Origin of the sequence: Thermonema rossianum DSM 10300 (genome assembly GCF_000426825.1) — a bacterium.
Classification (GTDB): domain Bacteria; phylum Bacteroidota; class Bacteroidia; order Cytophagales; family Thermonemataceae; genus Thermonema; species Thermonema rossianum.
Genome location: NZ_AUGC01000001.1, coordinates 32,432 through 57,158 on the forward strand (window position 1 = coordinate 32,432; position 24,727 = coordinate 57,158).

At 50.3% G+C, this 24,727-nt stretch carries 21 protein-coding genes; 14 read left to right on the forward strand and 7 right to left on the reverse strand.

Annotation, left to right across the window (positions count from 1 at the left end; translation table 11 throughout):
- Positions 1-84 precede the first annotated feature (84 nt).
- Positions 85-2,034 carry a RecQ family ATP-dependent DNA helicase gene (locus K384_RS00140; protein WP_051632956.1) on the reverse strand — a complete coding sequence of 650 codons (1,950 nt, stop codon included), beginning with the start codon at positions 2,032-2,034 and terminating at the stop codon, positions 85-87.
- Positions 2,035-2,150: 116 nt separating this feature from the next.
- On the opposite strand from K384_RS00140, the gene K384_RS00145 reads away from it, so the two are divergent.
- Positions 2,151-3,608 carry a hypothetical protein gene (locus K384_RS00145; protein WP_038028285.1) on the forward strand — a complete coding sequence of 486 codons (1,458 nt, stop codon included), beginning with the start codon at positions 2,151-2,153 and terminating at the stop codon, positions 3,606-3,608.
- Between the two features lie 86 nt (positions 3,609-3,694).
- Here K384_RS00145 and K384_RS00150 read toward each other — a convergent pair whose 3' ends face one another.
- Complete coding sequence (locus tag K384_RS00150; protein ID WP_038028287.1) at positions 3,695-4,759, reverse strand: adenylyltransferase/cytidyltransferase family protein; 1,065 nt, start codon at positions 4,757-4,759, stop codon at positions 3,695-3,697.
- The gene (gene bioB, locus K384_RS00155) at positions 4,752-5,732 is read right to left on the reverse strand and encodes a biotin synthase BioB (RefSeq protein ID WP_038028898.1); all 981 of its coding nucleotides are present in this window, start codon (positions 5,730-5,732) and stop codon (positions 4,752-4,754) included. The genes K384_RS00150 and bioB overlap by 8 nt, the downstream gene beginning before the upstream one ends.
- A 120-nt stretch (positions 5,733-5,852) precedes the next feature.
- Here bioB and dapF point away from each other — a divergent pair, with 120 nt between their 5' ends.
- The 5 genes from dapF to K384_RS13145 all read left to right on the forward strand — a co-directional run bounded on the left by dapF (position 5,853) and on the right by K384_RS13145 (position 13,817).
- Positions 5,853-6,638, forward strand: coding sequence for a diaminopimelate epimerase (dapF, locus tag K384_RS00160; protein WP_157629986.1), 786 nt, complete (start codon positions 5,853-5,855; stop codon positions 6,636-6,638).
- A 118-nt stretch (positions 6,639-6,756) separates the two neighbouring features.
- Complete coding sequence (secA, locus tag K384_RS00165; RefSeq protein WP_038028288.1) at positions 6,757-10,107, forward strand: preprotein translocase subunit SecA; 3,351 nt, start codon at positions 6,757-6,759, stop codon at positions 10,105-10,107.
- Between the two features lie 77 nt (positions 10,108-10,184).
- Positions 10,185-10,760, forward strand: a complete 576-nt coding sequence (locus K384_RS13140) for an SPOR domain-containing protein (protein ID WP_051632957.1) — start codon at positions 10,185-10,187, stop codon at positions 10,758-10,760.
- 76 nt (positions 10,761-10,836) lie between these two features.
- A complete protein-coding gene (locus K384_RS00175) occupies positions 10,837-12,366 on the forward strand; it encodes a T9SS type B sorting domain-containing protein (protein ID WP_038028290.1) in 1,530 nt (509 codons plus the stop codon).
- Positions 12,366-13,817, forward strand: a complete 1,452-nt coding sequence (locus tag K384_RS13145; protein WP_071837407.1) for a PorP/SprF family type IX secretion system membrane protein — start codon at positions 12,366-12,368, stop codon at positions 13,815-13,817. Before K384_RS00175 ends, K384_RS13145 begins: the two co-directional genes overlap by 1 nt.
- A 5-nt stretch (positions 13,818-13,822) precedes the next feature.
- Here K384_RS13145 and K384_RS00185 read toward each other — a convergent pair whose 3' ends face one another.
- Positions 13,823-14,233 carry a DUF4783 domain-containing protein gene (locus K384_RS00185; RefSeq protein WP_038028292.1) on the reverse strand — a complete coding sequence of 137 codons (411 nt, stop codon included), beginning with the start codon at positions 14,231-14,233 and terminating at the stop codon, positions 13,823-13,825.
- Between the two features lie 152 nt (positions 14,234-14,385).
- On the opposite strand from K384_RS00185, the gene gpmI reads away from it, so the two are divergent.
- Together gpmI and K384_RS13150 are read left to right on the forward strand one after the other, a co-directional pair.
- The gene (gpmI, locus tag K384_RS00190; RefSeq protein WP_038028293.1) at positions 14,386-15,918 is read left to right on the forward strand and encodes a 2,3-bisphosphoglycerate-independent phosphoglycerate mutase; all 1,533 of its coding nucleotides are present in this window, start codon (positions 14,386-14,388) and stop codon (positions 15,916-15,918) included.
- Positions 15,919-16,061: 143 nt separating this feature from the next.
- A complete protein-coding gene (locus tag K384_RS13150; protein WP_051632959.1) occupies positions 16,062-16,406 on the forward strand; it encodes an indolepyruvate ferredoxin oxidoreductase subunit alpha in 345 nt (114 codons plus the stop codon).
- Here the strand turns inward: K384_RS13150 and K384_RS00200 are convergent.
- Positions 16,388-17,323, reverse strand: a complete 936-nt coding sequence (locus tag K384_RS00200) for a sterol desaturase family protein (protein ID WP_051632960.1) — start codon at positions 17,321-17,323, stop codon at positions 16,388-16,390. The genes K384_RS13150 and K384_RS00200 overlap by 19 nt on opposite strands.
- A gap of 73 nt (positions 17,324-17,396) precedes the next feature.
- On the opposite strand from K384_RS00200, the gene K384_RS00205 reads away from it, so the two are divergent.
- From K384_RS00205 to rlmB, 3 genes are read left to right on the forward strand one after another with little or no spacing between them, the layout of a single operon-like run.
- A complete protein-coding gene (locus K384_RS00205) occupies positions 17,397-18,128 on the forward strand; it encodes a pyridoxine 5'-phosphate synthase (RefSeq protein WP_245605262.1) in 732 nt (243 codons plus the stop codon).
- Positions 18,129-18,161: 33 nt separating this feature from the next.
- Positions 18,162-18,791, forward strand: a complete 630-nt coding sequence (locus K384_RS00210; protein ID WP_038028296.1) for a thioredoxin family protein — start codon at positions 18,162-18,164, stop codon at positions 18,789-18,791.
- Between the two features lie 42 nt (positions 18,792-18,833).
- Positions 18,834-19,595 carry a 23S rRNA (guanosine(2251)-2'-O)-methyltransferase RlmB gene (rlmB, locus tag K384_RS00215; protein ID WP_038028297.1) on the forward strand — a complete coding sequence of 254 codons (762 nt, stop codon included), beginning with the start codon at positions 18,834-18,836 and terminating at the stop codon, positions 19,593-19,595.
- On the opposite strand, the gene K384_RS00220 is transcribed toward rlmB, so the two are convergent.
- Positions 19,585-20,172 carry a VWA domain-containing protein gene (locus K384_RS00220; protein ID WP_038028298.1) on the reverse strand — a complete coding sequence of 196 codons (588 nt, stop codon included), beginning with the start codon at positions 20,170-20,172 and terminating at the stop codon, positions 19,585-19,587. The genes rlmB and K384_RS00220 overlap by 11 nt on opposite strands.
- 68 nt (positions 20,173-20,240) lie before the next feature.
- On the opposite strand from K384_RS00220, the gene K384_RS00225 reads away from it, so the two are divergent.
- From K384_RS00225 to K384_RS13155, 3 genes are read left to right on the forward strand one after another with little or no spacing between them, the layout of a single operon-like run.
- Positions 20,241-20,690 (forward strand): hypothetical protein, encoded by a 450-nt coding sequence (locus K384_RS00225; RefSeq protein WP_038028300.1) that lies wholly within the window; start codon positions 20,241-20,243, stop codon positions 20,688-20,690.
- Between the two features lie 8 nt (positions 20,691-20,698).
- The gene (locus K384_RS00230) at positions 20,699-21,901 is read left to right on the forward strand and encodes a BatA domain-containing protein (protein ID WP_038028301.1); all 1,203 of its coding nucleotides are present in this window, start codon (positions 20,699-20,701) and stop codon (positions 21,899-21,901) included.
- Positions 21,879-24,017 carry a hypothetical protein gene (locus K384_RS13155; RefSeq protein ID WP_157629987.1) on the forward strand — a complete coding sequence of 713 codons (2,139 nt, stop codon included), beginning with the start codon at positions 21,879-21,881 and terminating at the stop codon, positions 24,015-24,017. Before K384_RS00230 ends, K384_RS13155 begins: the two co-directional genes overlap by 23 nt.
- Here K384_RS13155 and K384_RS00240 read toward each other — a convergent pair.
- Positions 24,003-24,725 (reverse strand): SDR family NAD(P)-dependent oxidoreductase, encoded by a 723-nt coding sequence (locus K384_RS00240; RefSeq protein WP_038028302.1) that lies wholly within the window; start codon positions 24,723-24,725, stop codon positions 24,003-24,005. The genes K384_RS13155 and K384_RS00240 overlap by 15 nt on opposite strands.
- Positions 24,726-24,727: the final 2 nt, after the last annotated feature.

Genomic DNA, 24,727 nt, shown 5'->3' on the forward strand with positions numbered 1-24,727 from the left:
GTGTTAACTCTAAGTTAACAATTTCTTAACATTGAAACAAACAAAAAGGCGCCCATATACGGCAAACAGGTGTAAGAAATTGGCTTATGAGGGCAAAACCCATTCAATTATTTGGGCATCGTTGATTCTGATATAGCCTTCCCGGCTTAAATCTTCGAGGGCTTGCTCAATGAGTTTTAAGTCCAATTGTTTGATGTGTTTGCGCAGGTCTTCCAGAGGCAGGGGGGCTTGGCGGCACAGCGCTTTGATATGCTCTTTTACATTTTGAAGGCGCTCTGCCGCTTTTTTCTTTTTCTTTTCACCAATACAGTAGTCACAGAAGCCGCAACTTTGCTCGTTTTTTTCACCGAAGTAATGCGCAATGAACAAGCTGCGGCAGTGCTGTCCGCGGCAGTATTGCTCCATGGCTTCTACCTTCGCCAGATGGTTCTCTTTAAGCTCTTGCAAAAGGTGGTAGCGCAGCGGAAGCCGTTGAGCTTGATGGCGGGGCAGCAAAAAGGTAATCTGACTGCCCTCGCCGGCAGCTTGGTAGTCCATGACGCCTGCTTTGCGCAATTGTAAAAGAGCGTGGTGCAGCTCTTGGGGCTTCATGCTTAGCTTCTTTGCCCATTCATTGAGCGAAAAGGCATGGTATTCAGTAAACAGCTTGCCACCACCCAAGCGCAGACATCCTTTGATGACGCCTTCAAGATGGGGGCTTCGCAGGATAAAATCGTAAAGGTCTTTTTGATTGAGCAGCACATGCAACTGAGCCGGGCGGTAGAAGTCTTCGGCAAACTCGATAATGCCCAGTTGTTCGAGTGCTTTGAGCGAAAAATAAGCTTCTTGGGCAGAGAGGCCGCTGCGCGTCTGCCATTGCTCGAAATGAAAATCGAAACTTTGACCTTCGCCACTGCCTACAGCCAATTGAAAATAGTTGCTGAGCGACTCATAAGCCCGCCGTAAAACGGCTTCGGGGGGATAGCTGCGTTCGATTTGTGCTTTGAGCTTTTGAAAGTCGGAAGCATGGTAAAGCAGTACGGCATAGGCGGGCTGTTCGTCACGCCCGGCACGCCCGGCTTCTTGGTAATAGGCTTCCGGCGAGGCGGGTGGGGCTATATGCAAAACCAGACGGACGTCGGGCTTGTCGATGCCCATGCCGAAAGCATTGGTTGCTACCATCAGCCGAAGGCGGTTGTGTATCCATTCGTTTTGCTTGTGGTTGCGTTCTTGGGCGCTCAGCCCCGCATGGTAGTAGCCGGCAGAAAAGCCCTTCTTGCGTAGCCAAAGTGCCAGCTGCTCACATCGCTTGCGTGTATCGGCATACAGAATGGCGCTGCCTTTTACTTTTTGCAAGATATACAGCAGCCTTTCTGCTTTGTTTTCTTCTTCAAAGACCGAATAAGACAGGTTGGGACGCAAAAAGCTTTTTTGAAAAAAACGATAATCGGAACTGAACTCCAGCTTCTCGCGAATGTCTTGTTGCACTTGTGGCGTGGCCGATGCCGTGACGGCAAGAGTAGTAGGGCGCTGTGGAAGCTGCGCCCGGAAACGGGCTATTTGCAGGTACGCCGGCCGGAATTCGTAGCCCCATTGTGAAATGCAGTGCGCTTCGTCTACAGCCAGCAGTTGAATGTTCATTTTCTTTGCCCGCTCAATGAAAAGGCTTGTTTGCAGGCGCTCGGGCGATACGTATAAAAAGCGCACATTGCCATAGATACAACGATCCAGGGCGAAATCGATTTGCCGGTGGCTCATGCCGGAGGTGATGAGTTCGGCGGCAATGCCCCTGCGTTTTAGCTGTTCCACTTGGTCTTTCATGAGCGCAATCAGGGGCGACACCACCAAGCATAGACCCGGACGCAACAAAGCCGGTACTTGATAGCAGATGGATTTGCCCCCACCGGTGGGCAACAGAGCCAAGGTATCGTGCCCTTCCAATACCGAGCGGATGATGTGCCATTGCATGGGGCGGAAGGACGTGTAGCCCCAGTATTGTTTTAAAACACTGAGCGCTTCAGCTTCGGAAGGCAGTTGTGTGTGTTCGTAACTCATGAAAATCAGGGATGTAATGACCTTTCCTTTGAATTTAAGATTTTTTTGTGTTTGTATTGCCTGATTTTTGCTAATGAACTAAAACAGTTTTTTTGTTTCAACAAAACACAAGCTGTATGAAAAAGATTTTACTTTGGGGCTTGCTGACAGCCTTTGCTGCAGCACCCACTTGGGCTCAGCAAGACGGGCAAGACACTTATCAGGACCCGTCCATGACCATGGGGCTGTCTGCTATGGACAGCATGAGTGTGTTTAAGCTGCCCTTCGTGTACACCAAAATTGGCGAGCAGCAGTATGTAGGTTTTCGCATTCAGCCCGAAATTGCCATTTGGAAAATAGGCGTGGGCTTCGACGTGCCTTTGTTGTGGAATGTGGAAACAGGCGAGCTGCGTAAAGACGAGTTTCAGAACGGTGTGGGGGCGCTGCGTATGATGCGTTATCTGCGCTATGGCTTCAAAAAGCGCGACAAGGTATATGTAAAGATAGGTGACATGACGGGCGAGTACATAGGTTTTGGTGGCTTGGTCAACCAATACACCAACTCACCCTCGTTTGAAAAACGTGCCGTAGGTATCAGTGCTGACATCCGCCCCGTTCCGTACTTTGGTATTGAAGGGCTTTATGGCAACCTGAGCACTCCGGGCTTGTTGGCGGTGCGCCCTTATGTGCGTCCTTTGGCAACTACCGAAATACCCGTAGCCAAAACGGTAGAAATAGGCTTTACCTATCTGCAAGACCGCGACAATACCGATTACACAAAAGTATTTCAAGATGACGAAGCAGTCAATGATCCCTCCAATCTGCCTTCTACCTATTATGTACGCGATGGGCTAAGTGCCTGGGGCGTGGATATGGGCGTTACGGTTGTGAACAACTCCATGCTGCGCCTGACGGCTTACACCCAGTACAACAAACTGAACAAAATAGACTCAGACAGCTTGCAAGCACGCCAGTTGGAGTTGGCTATTGCCAACCCTGAGCAGGCTGACCTTATCAACGGTTACAAAGCCGGTACCGGTTTTAGCTTTGGGGCGCATGCGGGCATCAACTTCATTGCCAATATCTTTAACTTAGATGTGCGCTTGGAGCGTTTGTGGTTTAGCGACTACTATCAGCCTCAGTTTTTCAATGCCATTTATGAGCTGAACAAAGATGCCAAAATTGAAAGCCTGTTGACCACTACTTCCTTGACCGGAACTTTTGGTTCGTTGACCGGTACCATCATCAACAAGGTGCGCTTGGGTGGCGGCTTGCTCTTGCCTGACAATGTGTCGGAAGAAAACCCCGCATACATCTATCTGACTTTGGATGCCAATGAGTTGATTGAGGGGTGGATTATTCAAGGTTCTTATATCAAAGGACAACTGGCTGATTTGAGCGACGCTTTTACCTTGGACCAGCGCTCTTTGGCGCAAGGGCGCTTGGCTTACCGCTTTGCCAAGTTTTTGGCTTTGGGTGTAGATGCCAAGTGGACTTTTGCCCGCACGGTGGAAAATGGGGTAGAGAAGTTCAAAGTGCAGCAGTTTATCATGCCTTACTTCGGCTTACACGTGCCGTTTAATTTGAACAAATAAACCGTAGGGCTTCTTCTCAATAACATAAAATAAAGGGCAACCTCCGGTAAGCAGGTTGCCCTTTGGTTTGTCAGAGTATTGAGTGCTTAAGTCATAAAACGCTCTTCAATGAAATGCGCGAGGTGGGGCACCGGCAGTTCGGGCAGGTAGGGCCGGCTGTAGCCTTTGCCTATCTTATCCAAGTTGCGCAGGGCCGAAGAGCTGATGTGTTCGTATTCCACATCGCAGTGGAAAAATACGGTTTTAAGATTGTGCTTCATGTCGCGCATAAACTGCAGCTGATTCATCTCATAAGCCAAATCATCGCCATTGCGTAGCCCCCGGATAAGCGTCACGTCGGCATACGCTTCTTTGCTTGTCAAATAATCGGTAAGCAGGCCTTCGAAGCCTTCGGTTTGGCGGTAATACAGTATGGGGCTGATGGCGTCGCGGGTCAGTGCATCGGTTTTTTCCGGATTGATGCCCCGCGCTATGATGACCTTGTCAAATACCTGCTCGGCTTTCACCAAAATATTATAGTGCCCTTTATGAAAAGGATTGAACGAGCCGGGATAAACACCAATTTTGGGCTTATAGTGCAGCAGGTAATCGTAAAGGCTTTGCAGGTTGTTTTGATTTTCGGGATAGCGCTCTATCCAGTGCTGAAGCAACTTCAGGCGCGCTTCGCGGTAAATACGGTAATCAAAGCACTGATATTCCTTAAAAATGGCAGCCTCCCACCGCAGCAACTCCACAAATGAGCCGTGGCGCAATAGGTGGGTATCGAAGCGGCAAAATAGGGCCGAAAGCGGGTGGGTAGCTTCGTGGGTGCGGGTGTCCAGGATAATCTGCTTCACCAGTGCAGCGGCTTCGCTTTGTTGCGGGCAGTCGGCTTCGAACAAAGCAGCCGATAGTTCTTCATTATCTGTGCGCCAAGGCAGATATACCGCATCATGGTAAAAGGCAGCTGCTATCAAAATATGCCTTTCGCTGTCTTTCACCTCGCTTTGCTCTATACAGCCCAGCAGCTCTTTGAGGTGGGCAAGGTTATGATAAAAACGATGCGGCTCTTGCCACCTTGTCAAGAGGTGTTCGTAAGACTTGATGCCGAAAAAAGCAAAGGTGTCGTGGTATTGTTTGAGCCACGACACCTCCGGGGTTTGATTATGCATGCTCACAACGGTTTGCTTCTTGTTTGTAAGCCGGACGGGGTTTTAGTTGTAATATTTGGAAAAGCTTTTGGTCTTCCACGTAATCGGGGTTGGGGGTGGTGAGCAGTTTGTCGCCGGCAAAGATAGAGTTGGCACCTGCCAGAAAACACAAGGCCTGCTCTTCCACGTTCATACGCACGCGTCCTGCCGATAGGCGCACCATTGCCTTGGGCATCAGAATACGGGCGGTGGCTATCATGCGCACCATTTCCCACACAGACACACGCGGCTGCTCTGCCAGCGGGGTGCCCGGCACCGGCACCAACGCATTGATGGGCACCGATTCAGGATGCGTACTCATGGTAGCCAGCGTATGCAGCATGGCTATGCGGTCTTCTTCTTTTTCGCCCAAACCTATGATACCACCTGAACAAACTGAAATGCCGCTTTTGTTGACAGCCTCGATGGTCTTCAAACGGTCTTCATAGGTGCGCGTCGATATGATGTCGTCGTAATAGTCTTCACTTGTATCCAAGTTGTGGTTGTAGGCATAAAGTCCCGCTTCCTTTAATTTTTGTGCCTGCTCTTCGGTGAGCATGCCCAGGGTACAACATACCTCCAAGCCCAAATTGGCTACGCCTTTCACCATCTCAAGCACTTTGTCGAAGTCGCGGTTATTGCGCACTTCACGCCAAGCGGCGCCCATACAGAAGCGGGTGCTGCCTGCTTCTTTGGCTTCCAGTGCTTTTTTGAGCACGGTTTCCACATCCAGTAGTTTGTGCACTTCCACGCCGGTATTATAGCGGGCTGCCTGCGGGCAGTAGGCACAATCTTCCGGACAGCCGCCGGTTTTAATGGAAAGCAGGGTACACACCTGCACTTCGTTGGGGTCATGATATTGACGATGCACCGTAGCGGCGCGGTAAATCAAATCCATGATAGGGGTTTGGTAAATGTCACGCACTTCTTCAAGTGTCCAGTCGTTTCGTATCATAGCCGTATGATTTTCTTTTGTGTATTCAATTATAGAGAAGAAATTTGCACTTTGCAATTTGAAGCAAAAATATTGAATAAAATTGAGAGTAGGCATTGCGCCTTTTAAATCTGCATTTTTATGGATAGCATCTCTTTTGAAAAATACCAGGGCGCCGGCAACGATTTTATCATTATCGACAACCGCGCAGGGCACTTCCCCAAGGATGAAGCCGGGCTGATTGCGCGTATGTGTCAACGCCGTTTCGGCATTGGAGCCGACGGGCTTATTTTGATAGAACACGCGCCGCAAGCCCACTTCAAGATGATTTACTTCAATGCCGATGGCTACGAAGGGTCTTTGTGCGGAAATGGTGCGCGCTGCGCGGTGGCTTTTGCCCATAAACATGGCATCTGCCCGCAGTCAGTAGTTTTTGAAGCCTACGACGGCATGCACGAAGCAGAAGTACTGAGTAACGAAATTAAATTGAAGATGCAGGACGTGACGGAAGTCAATGCCATGTCGCCGGAAGCCTGCTTTCTGGACACCGGCTCGCCTCATTATGTGCAATGGGTGAAAGAACTGGCCGCTTTTCCGGTGCTGCAGGAAGGAAGGCGCATCCGCTATGCCGATCCCTTTGGACCAAAAGGCACCAACGTGAATTTCATTGAACATAAAAGCCCCGGAACCATTGCCATCCGCACTTATGAGCGTGGCGTGGAAGACGAGACCTATGCCTGTGGCACCGGCGCTACGGCTGCCGCTTTGGCCGCTGCTTTGCGTGGCATGCCTTCGCCGGTAAAAGTGGAAGCTTTGGGCGGCACTTTGACGGTATATTTCCGCATGCTAAGCCCCGGACATTTCACCGACATTTATCTGCAGGGACCGGCCGTCTTTGTTTTCCGTGGTGAATATCCCTTGCACTGACACTATGGCAGTCTTCCTCAAAAAGTTTTGCAAAATGTATTACTTTTGTAGTAAAACTCATACACTTATATTTTGTGTTTTCATAGCAAACGAACGAACTTCAAAATTTGAATAAGCAATGTCGAATATTGTTGAAAAAGCGCTAAGCGCCATTTTTGGCTCGAAAAAAGAGCGAGACCTGAAAAAATTGCTTCCTTACGTTGAAAAAATCAACGCCGAGTATAATAAGCTTTCTTCCTTGAGCAACGACGAGCTGCGTGAAAAAACACGTTCCATTCAGGAACGCATCCGCCAAGAGTTGGCGCCCTATGAGCAGCAAATACAAAAGCTGCGCGACGAGGCGGCCGCCCTGCCGGAGCAAAGCTTGTCTCAAAAAGAGGCACTGTTCCGTCAGATAGACGAAATAGAAAAACAAAGCCTGCAGCATCTGGAAAAAGTACTGGACGAATGCCTGCCTTTGGGCTTTGCTATTGTGAAAGAAACAGCCCGGCGTTTCAAGGAGAACGAAGAGTTGGAGGTGACTGCCACCGACTTTGACCGTGAGTTGGCTGCCGTCAAAGATTACGTGCGCATCGAAGGCGATAAAGCCTATTGGAAAAACTCATGGGAGGCCGCCGGCAACCGCATCACCTGGGACATGGTGCACTATGATGTGCAGCTGATCGGGGGGGTTGTCTTGCATCAAGGTAAGATTGCCGAGATGGCAACCGGTGAGGGTAAAACGCTGGTAGCCACCTTGCCGGTGTTCCTGAACGCCTTAGCCGGCAAAGGGGTGCACCTGGTAACGGTCAACGACTACCTTGCCCGTCGTGATGCCGAATGGATGGGACCGCTTTATGAGTTCCACGGTCTGCGCGTGGATTGTATTGACAAACATCCGCCACATTCCCCCATGCGTCGCCGGGCTTATGAGGCTGACATTACCTACGGTACCAACAATGAGTTTGGTTTCGACTACCTGCGCGATAACATGGTGCGCCAGCCCGAAGAAATGGTGCAGCGTGGGCATCACTATGCCATTGTCGATGAGGTGGACTCCGTCTTGATTGATGAAGCCCGTACACCACTTATCATTTCCGGACCTATTCCCAAAGGCGACCAGTCGGAACTCTACCGCACCTATAAGCCGCGTGTGGAGGCATTGGTGAACGAGCAGCGCCGCTTGGTCACGCAGCTGCTGAACGAAGCCAAGAAGAAAATAGAAGCCGGCGACACCAAAGAAGGTGGATTGGCGCTGTTCCGTGCTTATCGTGGCTTGCCCAAGTACCGCCCCTTGATTAAGTATTTGAGTGAACCGGGCATTAAGAAGATACTGCAAAAAACAGAAGCCATTTATTTAGCGGAAAACGCTAAGCTGATGCCCGAGGCAGATGCACCGCTTTTCTTCACTATTGACGAGAAAAACAACCTGGTGCAACTGACCGAAAAAGGGTTGGAAGCCATCACCAAAGCAGGTGAAGACCCCGATTTCTTCGTGTTGCCCGACATAGGCACCGAAATAGCCAAGATTGAAAACGACCCGGCGCTTTCCTCGCAAGAAAAAGTAGAAAAGAAAGAAGCCCTCATTGAAGACTATAAAACCAAGGCGGAGCGTATCCATGCCGTCAATCAGTTGTTGAAAGCCTACTGTCTTTTTGAAAAAGACGTCGATTATATCATCGATGAGGGCAAAGTGAAAATTGTAGATGAGCAGACCGGGCGTGTCATGGAAGGGCGTCGCTATTCCGACGGCTTGCATCAAGCGCTGGAAGCCAAGGAGAACGTAAAAATAGAAGACGCCACACAGACCTACGCTACCATTACCCTGCAGAATTACTTCCGCATGTATCACAAACTTGCAGGTATGACCGGTACGGCAGAAACCGAAGCCGACGAGTTTCGCGAAATCTACGGTCTGGATGTGGTGGTGATTCCTACCAACAAACCGGTAATTCGCGATGACCGCCCCGATAAAGTGTATAAAACCATGCGCGCCAAGCTCAATGCCGTCATTGCCGAAATTGAGGAGATGCGCGCCAAAGGGCGTCCTGTGCTGGTAGGTACCACCTCCGTGGAGATGTCCGAAATCATCAGCCGCATGCTGCAGCTGCGCAAAATACCGCATCAGGTATTGAACGCCAAGCACCACCAGCGGGAGGCTGAAATCGTTGCCAACGCCGGGCAAGCAGGTGCCGTCACCATTGCTACCAACATGGCGGGGCGTGGTACCGACATCAAATTGTCGCCCGAGGCCAAAGCCGCCGGTGGTTTGGCTATCATCGGTACCGAGCGCCACGAGTCGCGGCGGGTAGACCGCCAGCTGCGTGGACGTGCCGGCCGCCAAGGCGACCCCGGTTCTTCGCAGTTCTTCGTCAGCTTGGAAGACAACCTCATGCGCTTGTTTGGCTCGGACCGCATCGCCAAAGTCATGGACCGCATGGGCATGAACGAAAACGAGGTGATTCAAAGCAGCATGGTGAGCAAGTCCATCGAGCGAGCTCAAAAGAAGGTAGAAGAAAACAACTTCGCCATTCGTAAACGCCTGCTTGAGTACGATGATGTCATGAACGTGCAGCGTGAACACATTTACAAACGCCGCCGCCATGCTTTGTTTGGCGATCGCCTCGACGTGGATATTAATCAAATGTTTGCCGGTCTGTGCCAAGAGATAGTAGAATCCCTGAAAGCCCAAGACGCTTATGAGGACTTTAAGCTGGAAGTAATTGCTACTTTTGGCTTTGAGCCCGCCATCACAGCCGAAGAGTTTGCACGCGAAGAGGTAGCTGCTTTGGTACGAAAGCTTTATGCACAGGCCCGTGCTCATTATGATGAAAAAAATCAGCGCCTGCTGCAACAAATTATGCCTTTCCTGAAAGAAAAATACAAGGAAATAGGCGACACCGTGCGCAACATAGAGATTGTCTTTACCGACCATAAAAAACTGATTCGCATAGCAGCGGACTTTCAAAAGGTCGTGGAGTCGGAGGGCAAGGAGCTGATACGTGCTTTGGAACGCACCACCGTGCTTGCCCTGATTGACCAAGAATGGAAAGAGCACCTGCGCGAGATGGACGACCTGCGCCAGTCGGTGCAAATGGCGGTGCACGAGCAGAAAGACCCTCTCATCATCTACAAGTTTGAAGCTTTTGAGTTGTTTAAAGATTTGCTCGCACGCATCAATCGCGACGTAACCGGCTTTTTGATGAAAGCCACCTTGCCGCAGGCGCCGGCCGAAGTGCGTGAAGCACGCCCGCCACGCGAGCAAGCGCCCAAGCTCAAAGAGCAAAAACCGGCTGCTTTGGATGAACAGCCCAAAGCCCATGACCCGGCGCCGGTGCAGAAAACCGCACCTATTCAATCAGCCAAAACCATTGGACGAAACGATAAGGTTACTGTGCGCTACCACGACGGGCGGGTGGTCAAAGATGTGAAGTATAAAAAAGTGGAGCAGGATATTTTAAACAATCGTTGCGTGATTATTCAAGAATAGAAGCTTGGAAAGCAGCCGGCAACTGCCGGTTGCTTCTTTTTTTATAGATTAGTGTCTGATTATCAAACGCCATATTTATGCGCTACCTGCTGCTTATTGCTTTCGCAACGCTTCTTTTGGGGTGTGCCCCTCATGGCAGAACACAAAAAAACGAAGCGAAGAAGGACCTTGCCGTAGATACTTTGTTGGCTAAGGTGCGCCCCGTTTATGATTACACCCCCGTTCTTTTTACCGATTCCGGGCAAAGTGTACGTATTTCCGGCAATAATGTCTTTTTACACCAAGACACCGAAACCATTTTCAGAGCATTGTCTGCTTATAAGCGCATTTTAGTGCGTAAGGAAATGCCCGGTTACCGGGTGCAGGTTTTTGTGTCGCCCGACAGAAGCGAGGCAGTAAATGCAAAAAACAAATGCTACAGCCTTTTTCATCCGGACTATGAAGTGTATTTTGAATACAGCCGTCCAAAATATAGAGTGAAGGTGGGCGACTTTGCCAGCCGGGAAGAAGCCTACGAGCTTTACAAAGAAGCTAAGCGGTATTTTCCGACGGCCATTGTGGTGCCCGACCGGGTGGTGATTATCACCGAGGCAACCGAAGATGATTTGATGCTCATCAGAAAACGGCGGGAGGCTGAAAAAGAAAATCGTTGACAGATAAACTTTACTTTCTGGCTGTTTCCGGAATTAAAGAGTAGAGCAAAGAACTGGGCAACAAGCATCATCCGGAATGATACAGATAAACAGACTACTTTTTTTTATATGTTTGAGCGTGCCGGCAGCCTTTGGCGGGGGGCTTGATGTGGTGCAAACATTCCCTGCTCACGGAACGGACGATGCGCACCCCAATGCTATTTATTGGGTAGAATTCAATGCCTCTATTCAAAAAGGGAGTGGAACAATAACATTTTATGCCTATCCGTCGAACGGCGTACTGCAGGAAATAAACATAGCTGATGACGAGGTGTGGATAGAAGGCAAGCGTTTGTTGATAAACTTGCCCGACATGTTGCCGCCGGATACGGAAGTATGGGTGAAAATCTCACCGGGAGCAGTCATAGGGCAGCAAGGTCAGGTCTTTCAAGGCATTGTCAGCAACAATCGTTGGCGCTTTCGCACCCGTCGAAACTTGTTGTTTTATACGGCGAAAAGCCCCTATGGCGATTGCGTGCCCTTGGAAACTGTTTTGGAAATAGAGTTTCCGCAATCGGTTGGTACAGGTGGCGGTTCGCTTTTTTTGCTGAAAGACAAAGATACCGTACATATCTGGGCTGCCGGCGAAGGCATGCGTGTTGATAGCAATAAGGTCCGTTATGAACTTCCCTTTGCCTTGGAGCCTCTGCAGCCTTATGATGTTTTGGTCGATACGGCCGCTTTCTATGCTGCCGGTGCTGTTGCTTTTGTAGGCATCAACGATCGCAACCAATGGCACTTTTCAACCGGCGTGCCTTCGCCTGAAACCATCAATGGAGCAGCTTGTGCCGGGGAGCCGTGTGTTGTTCAGGCTGCGCCCCCTCTTGACTTGCCTGCCGGCGAAGGTTCTTTTTTGTGGTATGACAGCCCCGTAGCAACTGCCCCCCTGACAAACCCACAAGGTGAGCCTTACCGGGAAGCTACTTTTCTGATAGAGCAGCTCAATGAAAACACAACGCTTTTTGTCAGTTGGGTATGGCAGGGATGCGAGAGTGCCCGCAAACCTGTGCAGGCAAGACTATTGCCTGCGCCCAAAGTGAAAATCAAAAAGCCGGCCTCTTCGGTTTTTGAAGGAGACACCATCACACTAAACGCAACGGGGGCAGAATTTTACTATTGGACACCCGCCTCGATTATTGTGGGAGATACGATCGGAAGCCAAGTGCAAGTCAAAGCTACTGCCGGTGTCCCTATAGTAGTGGTTGGCGAAAATAACTACGGCTGTCGTGCAGCCGATACCTTGTATTTAGAAGTGCAGCCCCGGCCCGAAGGCAAATTGTTTTTACCTTCCCTTTTTTCGCCCAATGGCGACGGACGCAACGACGTGTTTCGTTTATTAGGCGATGGCGTTGCTACCGTCCATTTGCGCATCTACAATAAGCAGGGCGTCCTTGTGTTTGAAACGGCCGACGTAACGGTAGCCATGCAGCAAGGCTGGGACGGCACCTACAGAGGTGTGCCGCAACCGCCGGATGTTTATTTTTGGGAAATAAAAGGAACCTTTCGCAGTGGGGCACCCTTGCATGTAGAAGGGAAAACCCATGGTATGCTAACCTTGATTCGCTAATGCTACGATACCTCTGTATTGGAGCGCTCTTTGGATGCATGCTGCTAAGTCAAGAGGCAGGTGCTCAAGCCGAGCTGTTCACACAACAAGAAGCGGTTTCCTCTTGGCTTAACCCGGCATCGGTGGGGAGTGAGCTGCGGGGGAGTGCCCGGCTGCTGTATCGACAGCAATATATAGGCGATGGATATAGTTTGCGCCTACCCTCATTTCAGTTTCAATACCCAATGTTTAATAAAGACCAAACCCGTCATTGGGGGGGCGTAGGGCTTGCTTTTATGCAAGAGCAATTGGGCAGAACATCTGTATATAAAAACACCGGCATGGCGCTTTCCTTAGCCTATGCCATGCCTCTGAACGAAGAAACCAAGTTAAGCTTCGGCATGCAGGCAGCCTATTTTTTGCGCCGCATAGAAGAAGACAATATCTCCACTGAATATCAATACTTGAATGGTGTCCTGGGCGAACCCGCTTTAAGTGGTGAGGACTTCAGCCGTTTACAAGTGGGCTATCCTGCCATTCAGTCGGGCATGATTATTCGCAGGCAGCGCCCGGCAGAAAACACCCCGCTTTTTGAATTGGGCGTGAGTGGCGCTGCGCTCAATCAGCCCAATGTGTCTTTTTACCGGCAGGCAGTTTTATTGCCCCCACGCCTGTTTGCCTTTTTAAAGCTGAGGGCTTGGCACAGCAGAGAAAGTGCCGTGTTCCCTTCCCTTCGTTGGACTTACCAAGCGGGAAGCCAGCAGTGGCGTGTGGGGGCTGAATATTATCGCGCATTCCCTGCTTTGAGCCCGGTCTTTAAAGAAGGCGCCATCGGTATGGCAGCATGGTGGCAGGAGAGCTACCTGATGGGAAGTCTTTGCCTACGGCAGGCACAGTATCAAATCTCATTCAGCTATGATGTAAACATAGGCAAAGAAGGTTACCCTACCGCCTTTGAGCTTGGGATAGCATGGATCAAACCTTTTGAGTTGAAGAAAAAATCACGCCGTCGCCGGCTGTCAGCGGCACGCAACCAAACACAACCGCAAGAAGCTCCCAAAGTGATAGTGTTTACCCGTGAGCCGGTGGAGGTGAAGCCGCCCAAGGCAAATATAGCATTGACCGGGGCGGAAAAAGAACTATTACAGAGCAGCATTTACTTCGAACAAGGAAGCAGCCTTTTGTCCGATTCTGCCCAAAAGAAACTCAAACAAGTTGCAGAAGTTCTTTTGAAACACCCCGAAATATTTTTAAAGATAGAAGGGCACACTTGCTCTTTTAGAGAAGAAATGGGCAACGAAAAACTATCGATGGAGCGCGCGTATGCCGTGCGCACTTTTTTGAAAGCGCAGGGCATAGAAGAAAAACGCATGATAGTGGATGCCATGGCAGACCGCAAGCCTGTGGCTACGAATGAGACCGAAGCCGGGCGGCGCTTGAACCGCAGAGTGACTTTGGTGCCCCTCTTGTAAATTGACTACTCTTCCGAAATGGTGATGCTGTCGATAAGGTAGCGTTGACGGTATTCTTTTAGTTTGATGAATACGCGAAATCTCTTTTGCGAAGACTGATAGCGCAGAATACTATATACCAGTGATTGTTGATAACTGCCTTGATGAAACACCTCTACCCCTTCACTCTTGGGCGGATAGTTTTTGAAAAAATCACGCATGATAAACTCTGCCTGACTCTTGCTGTAGGTAGCACGCGTATCGTTGATAGAAAGCTCTACTACTTCATTGAAGTAGCGCGAGAGCTCACGGGCACTGCCTATGCGGAAGGTGCGTTCTATCTCTTCCAGCACGGTATCTTGCCGGGAGTAGTCCGGCGAGGCAGTATGAAAAAAGAAAAAGCCGAATAACAGAATAATAATTTTAGGCATTGCCATCGCTTCGTGCCGATTTTGATAATGATAACTTCACCAAATACAGACACCAAAATCGTACCAACATAAAAAATATCACCGGTTTACGAAAAAAAACTTTTAGGATGGATGCCGTATATTTGTATAAATTTCAATAATCAAATGAATATAGCTTCATGAAAAAGGTAATACTTATTATTCTTGACGGTTGGGGATTGGGCGATAACCCGCAGGTGTCGGCCATTGCGCAAGCCCACACACCTTTTTTTGACCATATTATGCAGCACTACCCGAACAGTAAATTACAAGCATCCGGTTTGGCTGTGGGCTTACCTGAAGGGCAGATGGGGAATTCCGAGGTGGGGCATATGAATATCGGTGCCGGGCGCATTGTGTATCAAGACCTTGTGCGCATCAACAAAGCCATTGAAGAAGGCAGCTTGGCAAGCCGTCCGGCAGTGCAGGACATGATTCGCTATTGTAAAGAGCACAACAAACCGGCCCACCTTATTGGATTGGTTTCGGATGGTGGTGTGCATGCTCACATAGAGCACTTAAAAGCACTCATAAGCATCTTGCGTAAAGAAGGCATCTCTGTGTTGGTGCATGCTTTCACCGATGGGCGCGACACAGACCCCAAAAGTGGCGTGCATTTTATAGAGGACTTGTTGAATCATTGCCGCGAAACCGGCGCCCGCTTGGCTTCCATTGTCGGGCGCTACTATGCCATGGATCGCGACAAGCGTTGGGAAAGAGTGAAAAAAGCTTATGACCTTTTGGTACATGGTATTGGCTTGCCCACACGTGACCCGTTGGCTGCCATACGCGCTTCCTATGAAGAAGGCATCACCGATGAATTTCTTGAGCCCATTGTTTGCGTGGACGAAGAAAACCATCCTGTGGGCTGCATCCAACCGGAAGACGCTGTGTGTTGTTTCAACTTCCGCACAGACCGCGGACGCCAAATTACCATGGCACTGACACAGCAAGACTTCCCCGATTATGAGATGTACAAAATGCCCCTGTTCTATGTGACCATGACCCCCTATGATGATACTTTTGAGGGCGTGCATGTGATTTTTGAAAAAGACAACATACAGAATTCGTTGGGCGAAGTCATTGCCAAGGCAGGGCTGAAGCAGATACGCATTGCCGAAACCGAAAAGTATCCCCATGTTACTTTCTTCTTTTCCGGTGGGCGCGAAGAGCCCTTTGAAGGCGAAAAGCGCATCTTGTGCCCTTCGCCCAAGGTGCCTACCTATGACCTGAAGCCTGAAATGAGTGCTTACCAGGTGCGCGACGCCATCATTGAAGAGTTGAAGAAAGAAGAAGCTCATTTTGTTTGTCTGAACTTTGCCAACCCCGATATGGTGGGGCATACCGGTGTATTCGAAGCCGCAGTGAAAGCCTGTGAAGTGGTGGACGAGTGCGCCAAGGCAGTAGTAGAAACGGCACTTGCGCACGGCTACACGCCTTTGATCATTGCCGACCATGGCAACGCCGAATACATGATTAATGAAGATGGAAGCCCCAATACGGCACACACTACCAACTTGGTGCCTTGTGTGCTGATAGACGAAACCTTTAAGGGCACGCTGAAAGATGGCATTTTAGGCAATGTGGCGCCTACTATTTTGGAATTGATGGGATTGGAAGCGCCGGCTGAAATGACCGAACATTCGTTGCTGGAACATGTGCCGGTAGAGTAGGGCACGGCAATAGTCCGTTGCTTTGTGAGAGCGGGACAAAAAGCCCGCTCTTTTTTTTGAAACTTTAATACAAAAAGCCGGGCAATAAGAAAACCTTAGCCATAAACGAACCGTAAAGTGTTCATTATGAAATATTTGTTGTTATGACCTATATTGTCACAGGGCTATGCAAGCGCACCGGCGAGTGCCAAGAGGTATGTCCGGTAGAGTGTATTGTAGTGCCGCCATCGCACACACCATGGCGGCGGGCTTTCATCGACCCCTATACCTGCATCGATTGTCATGAGTGTGCAGAAGTGTGTCCGGAAGGTGCCATCTTTCCGTCGGATAAGGTGCCTGTAAGTTACTCTTTAGGTGCAGACGCTGTGTACACCCCTATGGAAGGGGCACCGGTGCAAGGCGAAGACAAACAAGTGAACCTGCAAGAAGCCATTCCGGAAACCTATCGCTTCTTTGAAGAAGGACCCGGCTATGCCGTGGACGGATGATGATTGTCCCCGGACTTCTGCCGGCGGCGCATGATTTCTTTTACTGTAAGGCTGCTTCCGTCGTGGCTCCAGCCCGGTGGATAAAAAATGTATTTGAGTTTGTCTTTCCAAGTGGGCGCCCGCCTGACATCTTCCCACAACGCCTTGAATTCGGCAACAGCTATTTTTACCGGATTCTTTGTGTCGATATTTTTGGTGAGCCCGTACACCACCGCTTCGCCTTCCGGTTCAAAGGTGCCAAACAAGCGGTCCCAAATGATGAAAATGCCCGCGTGGTTCTTGTCTAAATATTGCAGATTGACCCCATGGTGTACGCGATGATGCGAAGGTGTATTGAAAATAAACTCTACCCATGCCGGCAATTTCTTAACCACCTGAGTGTGCAAAAAGAATTGATAAATCAGGCTGATGGACACCATGCTGAATACCATCAGCGGATGAAAACCCAGCACAGGCAACCAAGCATAAAACAAAAACTTATAAAACCCTTCTGTCCAGCTTTGGCGCAGGGCCACGGCAAAGTTATAGTCTTGCGAAGAATGATGATTGGAATGGGCTGCCCACAATAAACGCACTTCGTGGCTTAAACGGTGATGCCAGTAAAATGAAAAATCATCGGCAAAAAGCAATAGCACCCAACCCATGACGGTGAAGCTCAATTGCTCTTTGAAAAAGCCCGTATGCTCGTATATTTTCCAGAAAACGTAAAAATAAAAAGCCTTGACAAAGAGGTTGATAACCAAAGAACCCAAGCCCATTGCCAGACAGGCCGCAGCTTCTTTGAATTCATACAGCTGCAATTTCTCTTTGAGGTCAATCCATATCTCAATGACCATCAGCAGAATGAACACCGGAATGGCATAAGTAACCGGATCGTTGGTTCCGCTGATTTGTGCCATGATTGAAAGCCAGTCCATCGCCTTAAAACTTTTTAAGCATCTAAATTTGTTGTTTAATATACAAAAAAAGCAACAGTAGAACTTTACGAGCATGATGAAAGAAACCAAACTCAGCGTAAATATCAACAAGATTGCTACGCTCCGGAATGCACGCGGCGGCAATGTGCCGGACGTCATCCGGGCGGCTGTTGACATAGAGTCCTTTGGTGCCGACGGCATTACGGTACACCCCCGCCCCGATGAGCGGCATATCCGCTATGCCGATGTGTATGCTTTGAAAGAGGTGCTTACTACCGAGTTCAACATAGAGGGCAACCCCATTGAGCGTTTTATGGATTTGGTTTTGGAGGTGAAGCCCACACAGGTAACCTTGGTGCCCGACCCGCCCGATGCGCTTACATCCAATGCAGGATGGGACACCGTTGCCCATGCCGGTTTTTTGAAAAAAGTGGTAGCCCGGCTCAAAGAGGCGGGCATCCGCGTATCTATTTTCGTGGACCCCGACGAACGTATGGTAGAAGGGGCTGCAAAAGTAGGCGCCGACCGCGTGGAACTTTATACCGAGCCTTATGCCCGTTTGTATGAGCAAGACCGGGAAGCAGCCATTGCCCCTTATTTGAAAGCCGCCGCCGCCGCCCGTGATTTGGGCTTGGGGCTCAATGCCGGACACGATTTGAACTTGGACAACCTGGCATATTTGAAAGAGCAGATTCCTTTTTTAGATGAAGTATCCATTGGCCACGCCCTGATTAGCGATGCACTTTATTTTGGCTTAGAAAACACCGTGCAGCTTTATTTACGCCGTTTGGGGCGCCAAGCTTGATTTTTTATATAACCTTCACAATACTTTTTACTCATGAAAAATGCAGTCATTCAACCGCCAGTGCTTGACCAAGCCTTTACATACGAAGGCTATGTGCGCTTTATGGACGAGCTGCTGGCACAAGGAAAAACCACCGGCGACAACCAAAGCGAAGAAATGGTGCACTATACGCGCATGAACCGCCGTCGTATGGAGCGCATCCATAAAATCGGAAAAATAGATGAAGATTTGCGGCGCCTGTTGCAGTCGGTGCATGATGAATGGTACTGGGTGGTGCTTACCGAGCCATGGTGTGGCGATGCCGCACAAAACGTGCCTTTTCTTTACTTAATGGCGAAAGAAAATCCCAAGATTGATTTGCGTCTGCTGCTGCGCGACGAGCATCCCGGCATCATGGATCACTACCTGACCAATGGCGGAAGAGCCATCCCCAAACTTATTTGCATTCGCAAGAGTGATTGGGAAGAGTTGGGCACATGGGGGCCCCGTCCCCGCCCGGCGCAAGAAATGGTGATGGCTTACAAAGCCAATCCGACGGAAGACTTTTGGCAGTTTGCCGAAAAGCTGCATAAATGGTATGCCGATGATAAGGGAGCACACCTTCAGGCTGAAATGAAGCAGCTCATAGCAGCATGGGCAGAAGGCACTGCCGCTTCCTTGTAAGCAGGCAGATTTTGCTAACTTGCGCATTCCAAACACAATACTATGAGTGAAGAATTGGAGTTAATCTACGGCTTTCATGCCGTGCTTGAAGCCATAGAAGCGGGGCAAAGCATCGATAAAATATGGGTGCAGCAAGAGGGCGGCAAGTCGGCACAGCTGCAGGAGCTGTGGCAGGCGGCGCGTGAGCACCGTATTCCGGTAGTGCGTGTGCCACGCTCGAAAATACAAAAGCTGGTGCCCAAAGGGAGCCACCAAGGTGTGCTGGCTTTTATTGCCCCCATTGCTTTTGCCAACCTGGACCACATCTTAGACGCTGCTTTTGGCAACGGTGAAGTGCCCCTTCTGCTGATGCTCGACAAGGTCAACGATGTGCGCAATTTTGGTGCGATTGCGCGCACAGCCGAGGCGGTGGGGGTGCATGCCATCGTGATAGGTGAAAAAGGGGCTGCGCGCATCAATCAAGACGCAGTAAAGACTTCCGCCGGTGCTTTGATGCATGTGCCTGTGTGCCGTGTGCAAAGCCTGGTGAAAACAGCCCGCTTTTTAAAAGACAGCGGCTTGCAGCTCGTGGCGTGCACCGAAAAAGAAGATAGTCCACATTATGCGGTGGACTATCGTTTGCCTTCGGTTATTGTGTTGGGGTCAGAAGAAAAGGGCATATCGCGTGAGCTGTTGCAACTGGCCGACGCCTTCGCCCAAATTCCCATGCGAGGGAAAGTATCTTCGCTGAATGTGTCAGTCTCGGCCGGCGTGGTGCTGTATGAAGCTTTGCGCCAGCGCGAAACACAGCATTTTAGTCAGTGAATGCCTTTTCCATGATTTGCGTGAGCGAATATTCTTCCATTTCTTCCAGGGTCACCGTATCTACAATGTCGTGAGCGGCACCGGCCTTCACCAAATCGTCATCCAATGCTTTCAGGAAAGCCGTGGCGGCCGGGTCCGTACCTACTTGTATGAAGGAGATGGCTACATCCATTTGGCTTTTTACTTTCTGCGAGAAATGAATGATGGTATTGACCACAGCCTGGTGGTCGTCGGGTTCGCCGTCGGTTACGACCAATATCAGCTCTTGCTCGGTGCTGCCGTTTTTCCAACGGTTTTCCACCTGTTGTAGTGCGTCTTGCAATACGGCTGCCAGATCGGTGCCGCCGCCCGGTTCATTTTCTTCATACACTTCGCTCACTCGTGCCGCCGTTACGTTGTCGTAGCGCTTGAAGCGCCCGGAGAAGGTGTAGAGTGTCATGCCGTTGGGGTCTTTTTCTTCGCATTTATATGCCAAGGCAATGGTAGCTTCTTTGCAGGCTTCCCAACGCGAGCGCCCGCCCTTTTGGTCCCTGATAATCATGGAGCCGCTTTTGTCTAATATGAGGGTGCATTTCATTTTTAATCTGTATTTTGGTTTGTTGTTGCTGTTTACTGAAAAAATACAAAAATACATTGGAATTCCCCATGCGGCCGTCTTATTTTTTGAGTTTTCTTTTGCTTGTGTTATGTGTGTGTGCGTGCAGTCCCCATCCACGCCGGTGGCAAGGGCAGTGGCAGCCGGAGCGGGTGCAAAACAGGCACTTGCAGCGGGTAGGCGATGCCTTGTTTATATTGCGTTTGTTGGGTATGGAAGAAGCTATGGTGGGGGAGCTCGCGCAACAGGTGGGGCGCCAATTGAGCATCGAACTTCAGGCCGGCGGGGGCTTTGAATGCCGCCTGCCGGGTGGCGTGCGCCTGCTGCGTGGACGGTGGCGCCGGCGTGTGTTGCCGCGCCGTCTGGAACTGCAATTTTCTTTGCCTGTTGTCCGTAAAGAGAAGCGCCTGCAGCTGCCCGTTCGTTTTTCTGAAAGTCATATGTATTGGCACAACTTTGACCGCAACGGCAGCGTTATCATCTTGAAACGTAAACAATAAATGCATTTATGTTGCAATGGATGGCAGCTTCTTGGTTGTGGGCATTGGGTGCCGTAGGGGTGCCGGTGGCTATCCATTGGCTGAGCAAACGACAAGCCAAAGAGGTATGGGTGGGCTCTTTGCGTTTTTTTGAGGATGAAGAGAGCCGGCGTTTTCAAAGTTTTCAGCTACAGGACAAAATGCGCTTATTGCTGCGCATGCTTTTTACGGCATGCATAGTTTTGGCACTGGCACAGCCGGTGTGGTATTACCGCGCCGGGCATCAAAATCAAGCATCTTGGATACTGGTAAGCAATGATCTGCTGCCTGTGTCGTATTACAATTATGCTCGTTTACACCGTCTGCTCGACTCGCTCAAGCAGGGTAAAGAGGCGGAAATACGCCGTTTGAGCGATGGTTTCCCCTTGTTGAACTTACCGTTGAAAGAAAAACACGATACCGGCGCCACCGATTATGTGTTTTTTCTTCCGCTGTTGGATAGCCTGGCAGTGCAGCGCCCGGTGCATGCAATTGCCGGACTTGAAAGCAGCCGGTGGGCAGATATGTTGCCGGCTTACCGGAACAAGGTGCATTGGCACTTCCTGCTGCCCGACTACAGCGATACCGTCTTTTATTTTGACAAAGCCCGCTACTTTCAAAAGACGCCCTATCCTTTGCTTTCATTCGAAAGAGTGGAGGCAGCAGAAGAGCAGAGCTTGCATCTTTCGTGGGTAGTCGTTTATGATGACGACACGGCCGGCGACACTTTGCAATGGCACCGCTTTTTTGAAGAGGCGTTCAAACCATACCATGTGACGGTAACCTTTTATCCGGTAGAAGAAAGCAGACAGTTGCCTGTTGTTGATGTGTGGTGGAGTGAGCAAGCCCCACCGGCCGCTTGTAGTGCCGGCATAAGAAAGCAAGCAGCCGATGCTTCTTTGTGGTGCTTTGCGCAGCAAACAGGCTATTGGCAATTGCGGTGTTTGCCCGGTGGGTTGCCTGCCGATGAGTATGAGCTGCTGAAAAAGGAACTGTGGCAAGTGGCCGTTCGGCGCCGGCAGACCTTGCCCGAAACGGTTATCACGCCCCCTGCTGTGTTGCAAAGCACACAAGAGAGCAAGGCACAGGTATGGCTGCCTGTCCGTTTGGCACCTTGGCTGCTTTGGCTTGCCATTGTTTTATGTATCATTGATGTAGGCTGGTTTGCTTATGAGCAGAGAGGTACAGAATAAGCTGCGCCATTTACACAGAAAGCGCGTGATGCATTATTGCCTGCATATGGTTGCTTGGAGTGGGGGCATCACGGGGCTGTCGGCTGTTTTCATGCACCTGTTGACCATGCATGACATGGAGGGGCTTGTGTGGGTTGCCATCGTGTCAGTGCTTCTTTTTGGGGCTTTGCATCTGCCACATAATTACCTTTCTTACAGGGCACTTATCGATTGCTTGCACAAAAGCCATCCGGAGTTGGAGCATAGCCTGCATTTTTTAAGGGTGCCCAACAGTACGGCCTTTTACCGCTTGCTTTATGAACGCATAGAACCGCGTTTGGCAGCCATTGACACGGTGCCGTATCCGTATGCCCGGCGCTCTTGGATGTGGTGGAGCGGGCTTTGTCTGTTGTCGTGCTTGTTTATATGGGCAGTACATGGCAGGGTATCCGTAAAGGCAACCACAAAAGAAGCACAAGAGCCGGTTGTGGCGGCTTTGGATACCGGGCGTTTATCCGTTGCTGCGGAGTGGACGGTTTTCCCGCCTGCTTATACAGGGAAAACGGCCGCACGTGAAACCAAAGAGCATTTTCAGCTAATAGAGGGCAGCAGCCTGCATGTAAAAGTAAGTGCATCCGATAGCCTGCAAAAAGCCTACTTGTTGTTCAATTTCACGGACACTTTGTTTTTACGTAGAAATACGCCCTGCCACTATAGCCTGCACTGGCAGCCGGAAAAAAGCGGCTTGTATCAATTGCAATTACTTTATCAAGACAGCCTTTTCATTGCCGATGCCCGCCAGATGACACTGCTACCCGATAGCCTGCCGCGTGGATATTGGCTGTCGCTTACGCAAACTGATATATTTGTGCCTTACCGGCCCGGTAAAGAACCGGCTTATCAATGGATTCTGGAAGCTACCGACGATTTTGGTATTGAGTCGATCCAAGCCACTCTGACCATTGCACGTGGTACGGGCGAGCAGGTGAGTTTTTATGAAAAGGCGCTACCTCTGGCTATAACAGTCTTGAACAAACGCCATCAGCGGGCATCGCTACATCTGGCACCACTTGAGTGGGGGGCTGCCTGGGGCGATGAGGTGTTTGTAAGTGTATGGGTGCGCGACAACAAAAAACCCGTATCTCAAGTAACGCAGCTGCCTGTGCTTCGTTTGACGATGGAAGACACCAGTGCACAAGTGCTTGCGGCAGAAGGCTTTGGAGTAGGGGTGAACCGTTTACCTGAGTATTTCAGAAGCCAACGGCAAATTATCATAGATACGGAGGAGCTGCTGCGCGTGCATAAGCAACTGCCGGAAGCAGCGTTTCGCCAACGTTCGCAAAACATAGCCTTTGACCAAAAAGCATTGCGCATGCGTTATGGTAAGTTTTTGGGAGAAGAAGACTACCTGGCTGCTTCGCCCACAACCAAACACGAAGAAACCACAGAAGAAGCGGACGATGAACACCACGGGCATGAGCATGAAGAGCATCATCATGAGGGGCACGAGCATGCAGAAGGCGAGCAAGCCGACCTTTTGGCGGCCTACCGGCATGTCCATGATTTGAGCGAAATCAATACTTTCCTCGATCCGGCCACGCGCGATACCTTAAAAAAAGCATTGGCTGCCATGTGGGAGTCGGAGAAGTATTTGCGTTTGGCAAAACCACAACAGGCGCTGCCCTATCAATACGAAGCACTGAAATACCTGAAGATGGTGCAGCAGAAATCGCGGGTTTATGTCAGGAAAAGCGGTATAGATTTACCACCGTTGAGCGAAGAATACCGCCTTTCTAAGGCCGGTGAAGTACCACAAGCCCCCCGGCGCCGGCTGCTGCCCTTGCCGGCAACCATACCGTCGTATGCCCGGCTTGCAGAATGGTGGCAAGTGCTTTGGTTAAGCCACCTGACAGGCAAACCCTTGTCTGCCCTTCAACTGCAGCAGTTGTCGCAAACAATAATGACCTTGCCGGCTTCCGAAGAACAAAAAATGGAGCTCATACGGCAGGTAGGGGCTTTGCAAAGACGCCCTGCCTGCGTAGAATGCCGGCAACATCTGTTAAAAACGCTATTTCAGTTGTTGCAGCAGCCCGCTTTGCCGCAGCGCCCTTTGTCGCGTACTTTACAAATCCCCTAATTGCGGACGCAGCAATATCTCTTCTACCACACTGCGCCCGGACAACGTAAAAGCAGCCCATACGGCCCGGGCCACATCTTCGGGAGGCATCAAGCGGTGCTCGTCGATGTCTGCCCCGGCCCAGCTGTTGGTATAGGTAGCGCCTGGCATCACAGCAGTAACGCGCAAGCCTGCTGTTTTCAACTCTTCGCGCAGTGCTCGTGCCATGCCTAAAAGGGCATGTTTGGCAGTTACATAAGCGCCACAGTTGTCGAAGCCGCGCAGGCTGGCTACCGATGCGATGAAAAAAAGGTGCCCCTGCCGCTGCGCTATCATGAGGGGCAGCAAACGCCGGTTGATGATATGCGCACTCACTACATTGGTTTGAAGCATCTGCTGCAAAGCATCGTGCGATTCTTCCATCAGGGGCTTCACACGGAAAACCGCTGCATTGTGCACCACGGCAGCCGGTGCAGTGCCGAGCCGGGCTGCAAAATCGGCAAAAGCCAAACAGTCTTCTGTTTGAGACAGGTCTGCCTGCTGTACGTGGCAAGCAACAGGGTACTTATTTTCTATGGTTTCTTTTAACTGCAAGAGTTCACTTTGGTTGCGGCTGCAAGTAGCTATATCGTAGCCTTCGGCAGCAAAACGCTCTACCAAAGCACGCCCGATGCCTTTGGTGCCGCCCGTGATGACTATCAAGCTTTTGGACGATATGTTATGAGACATAA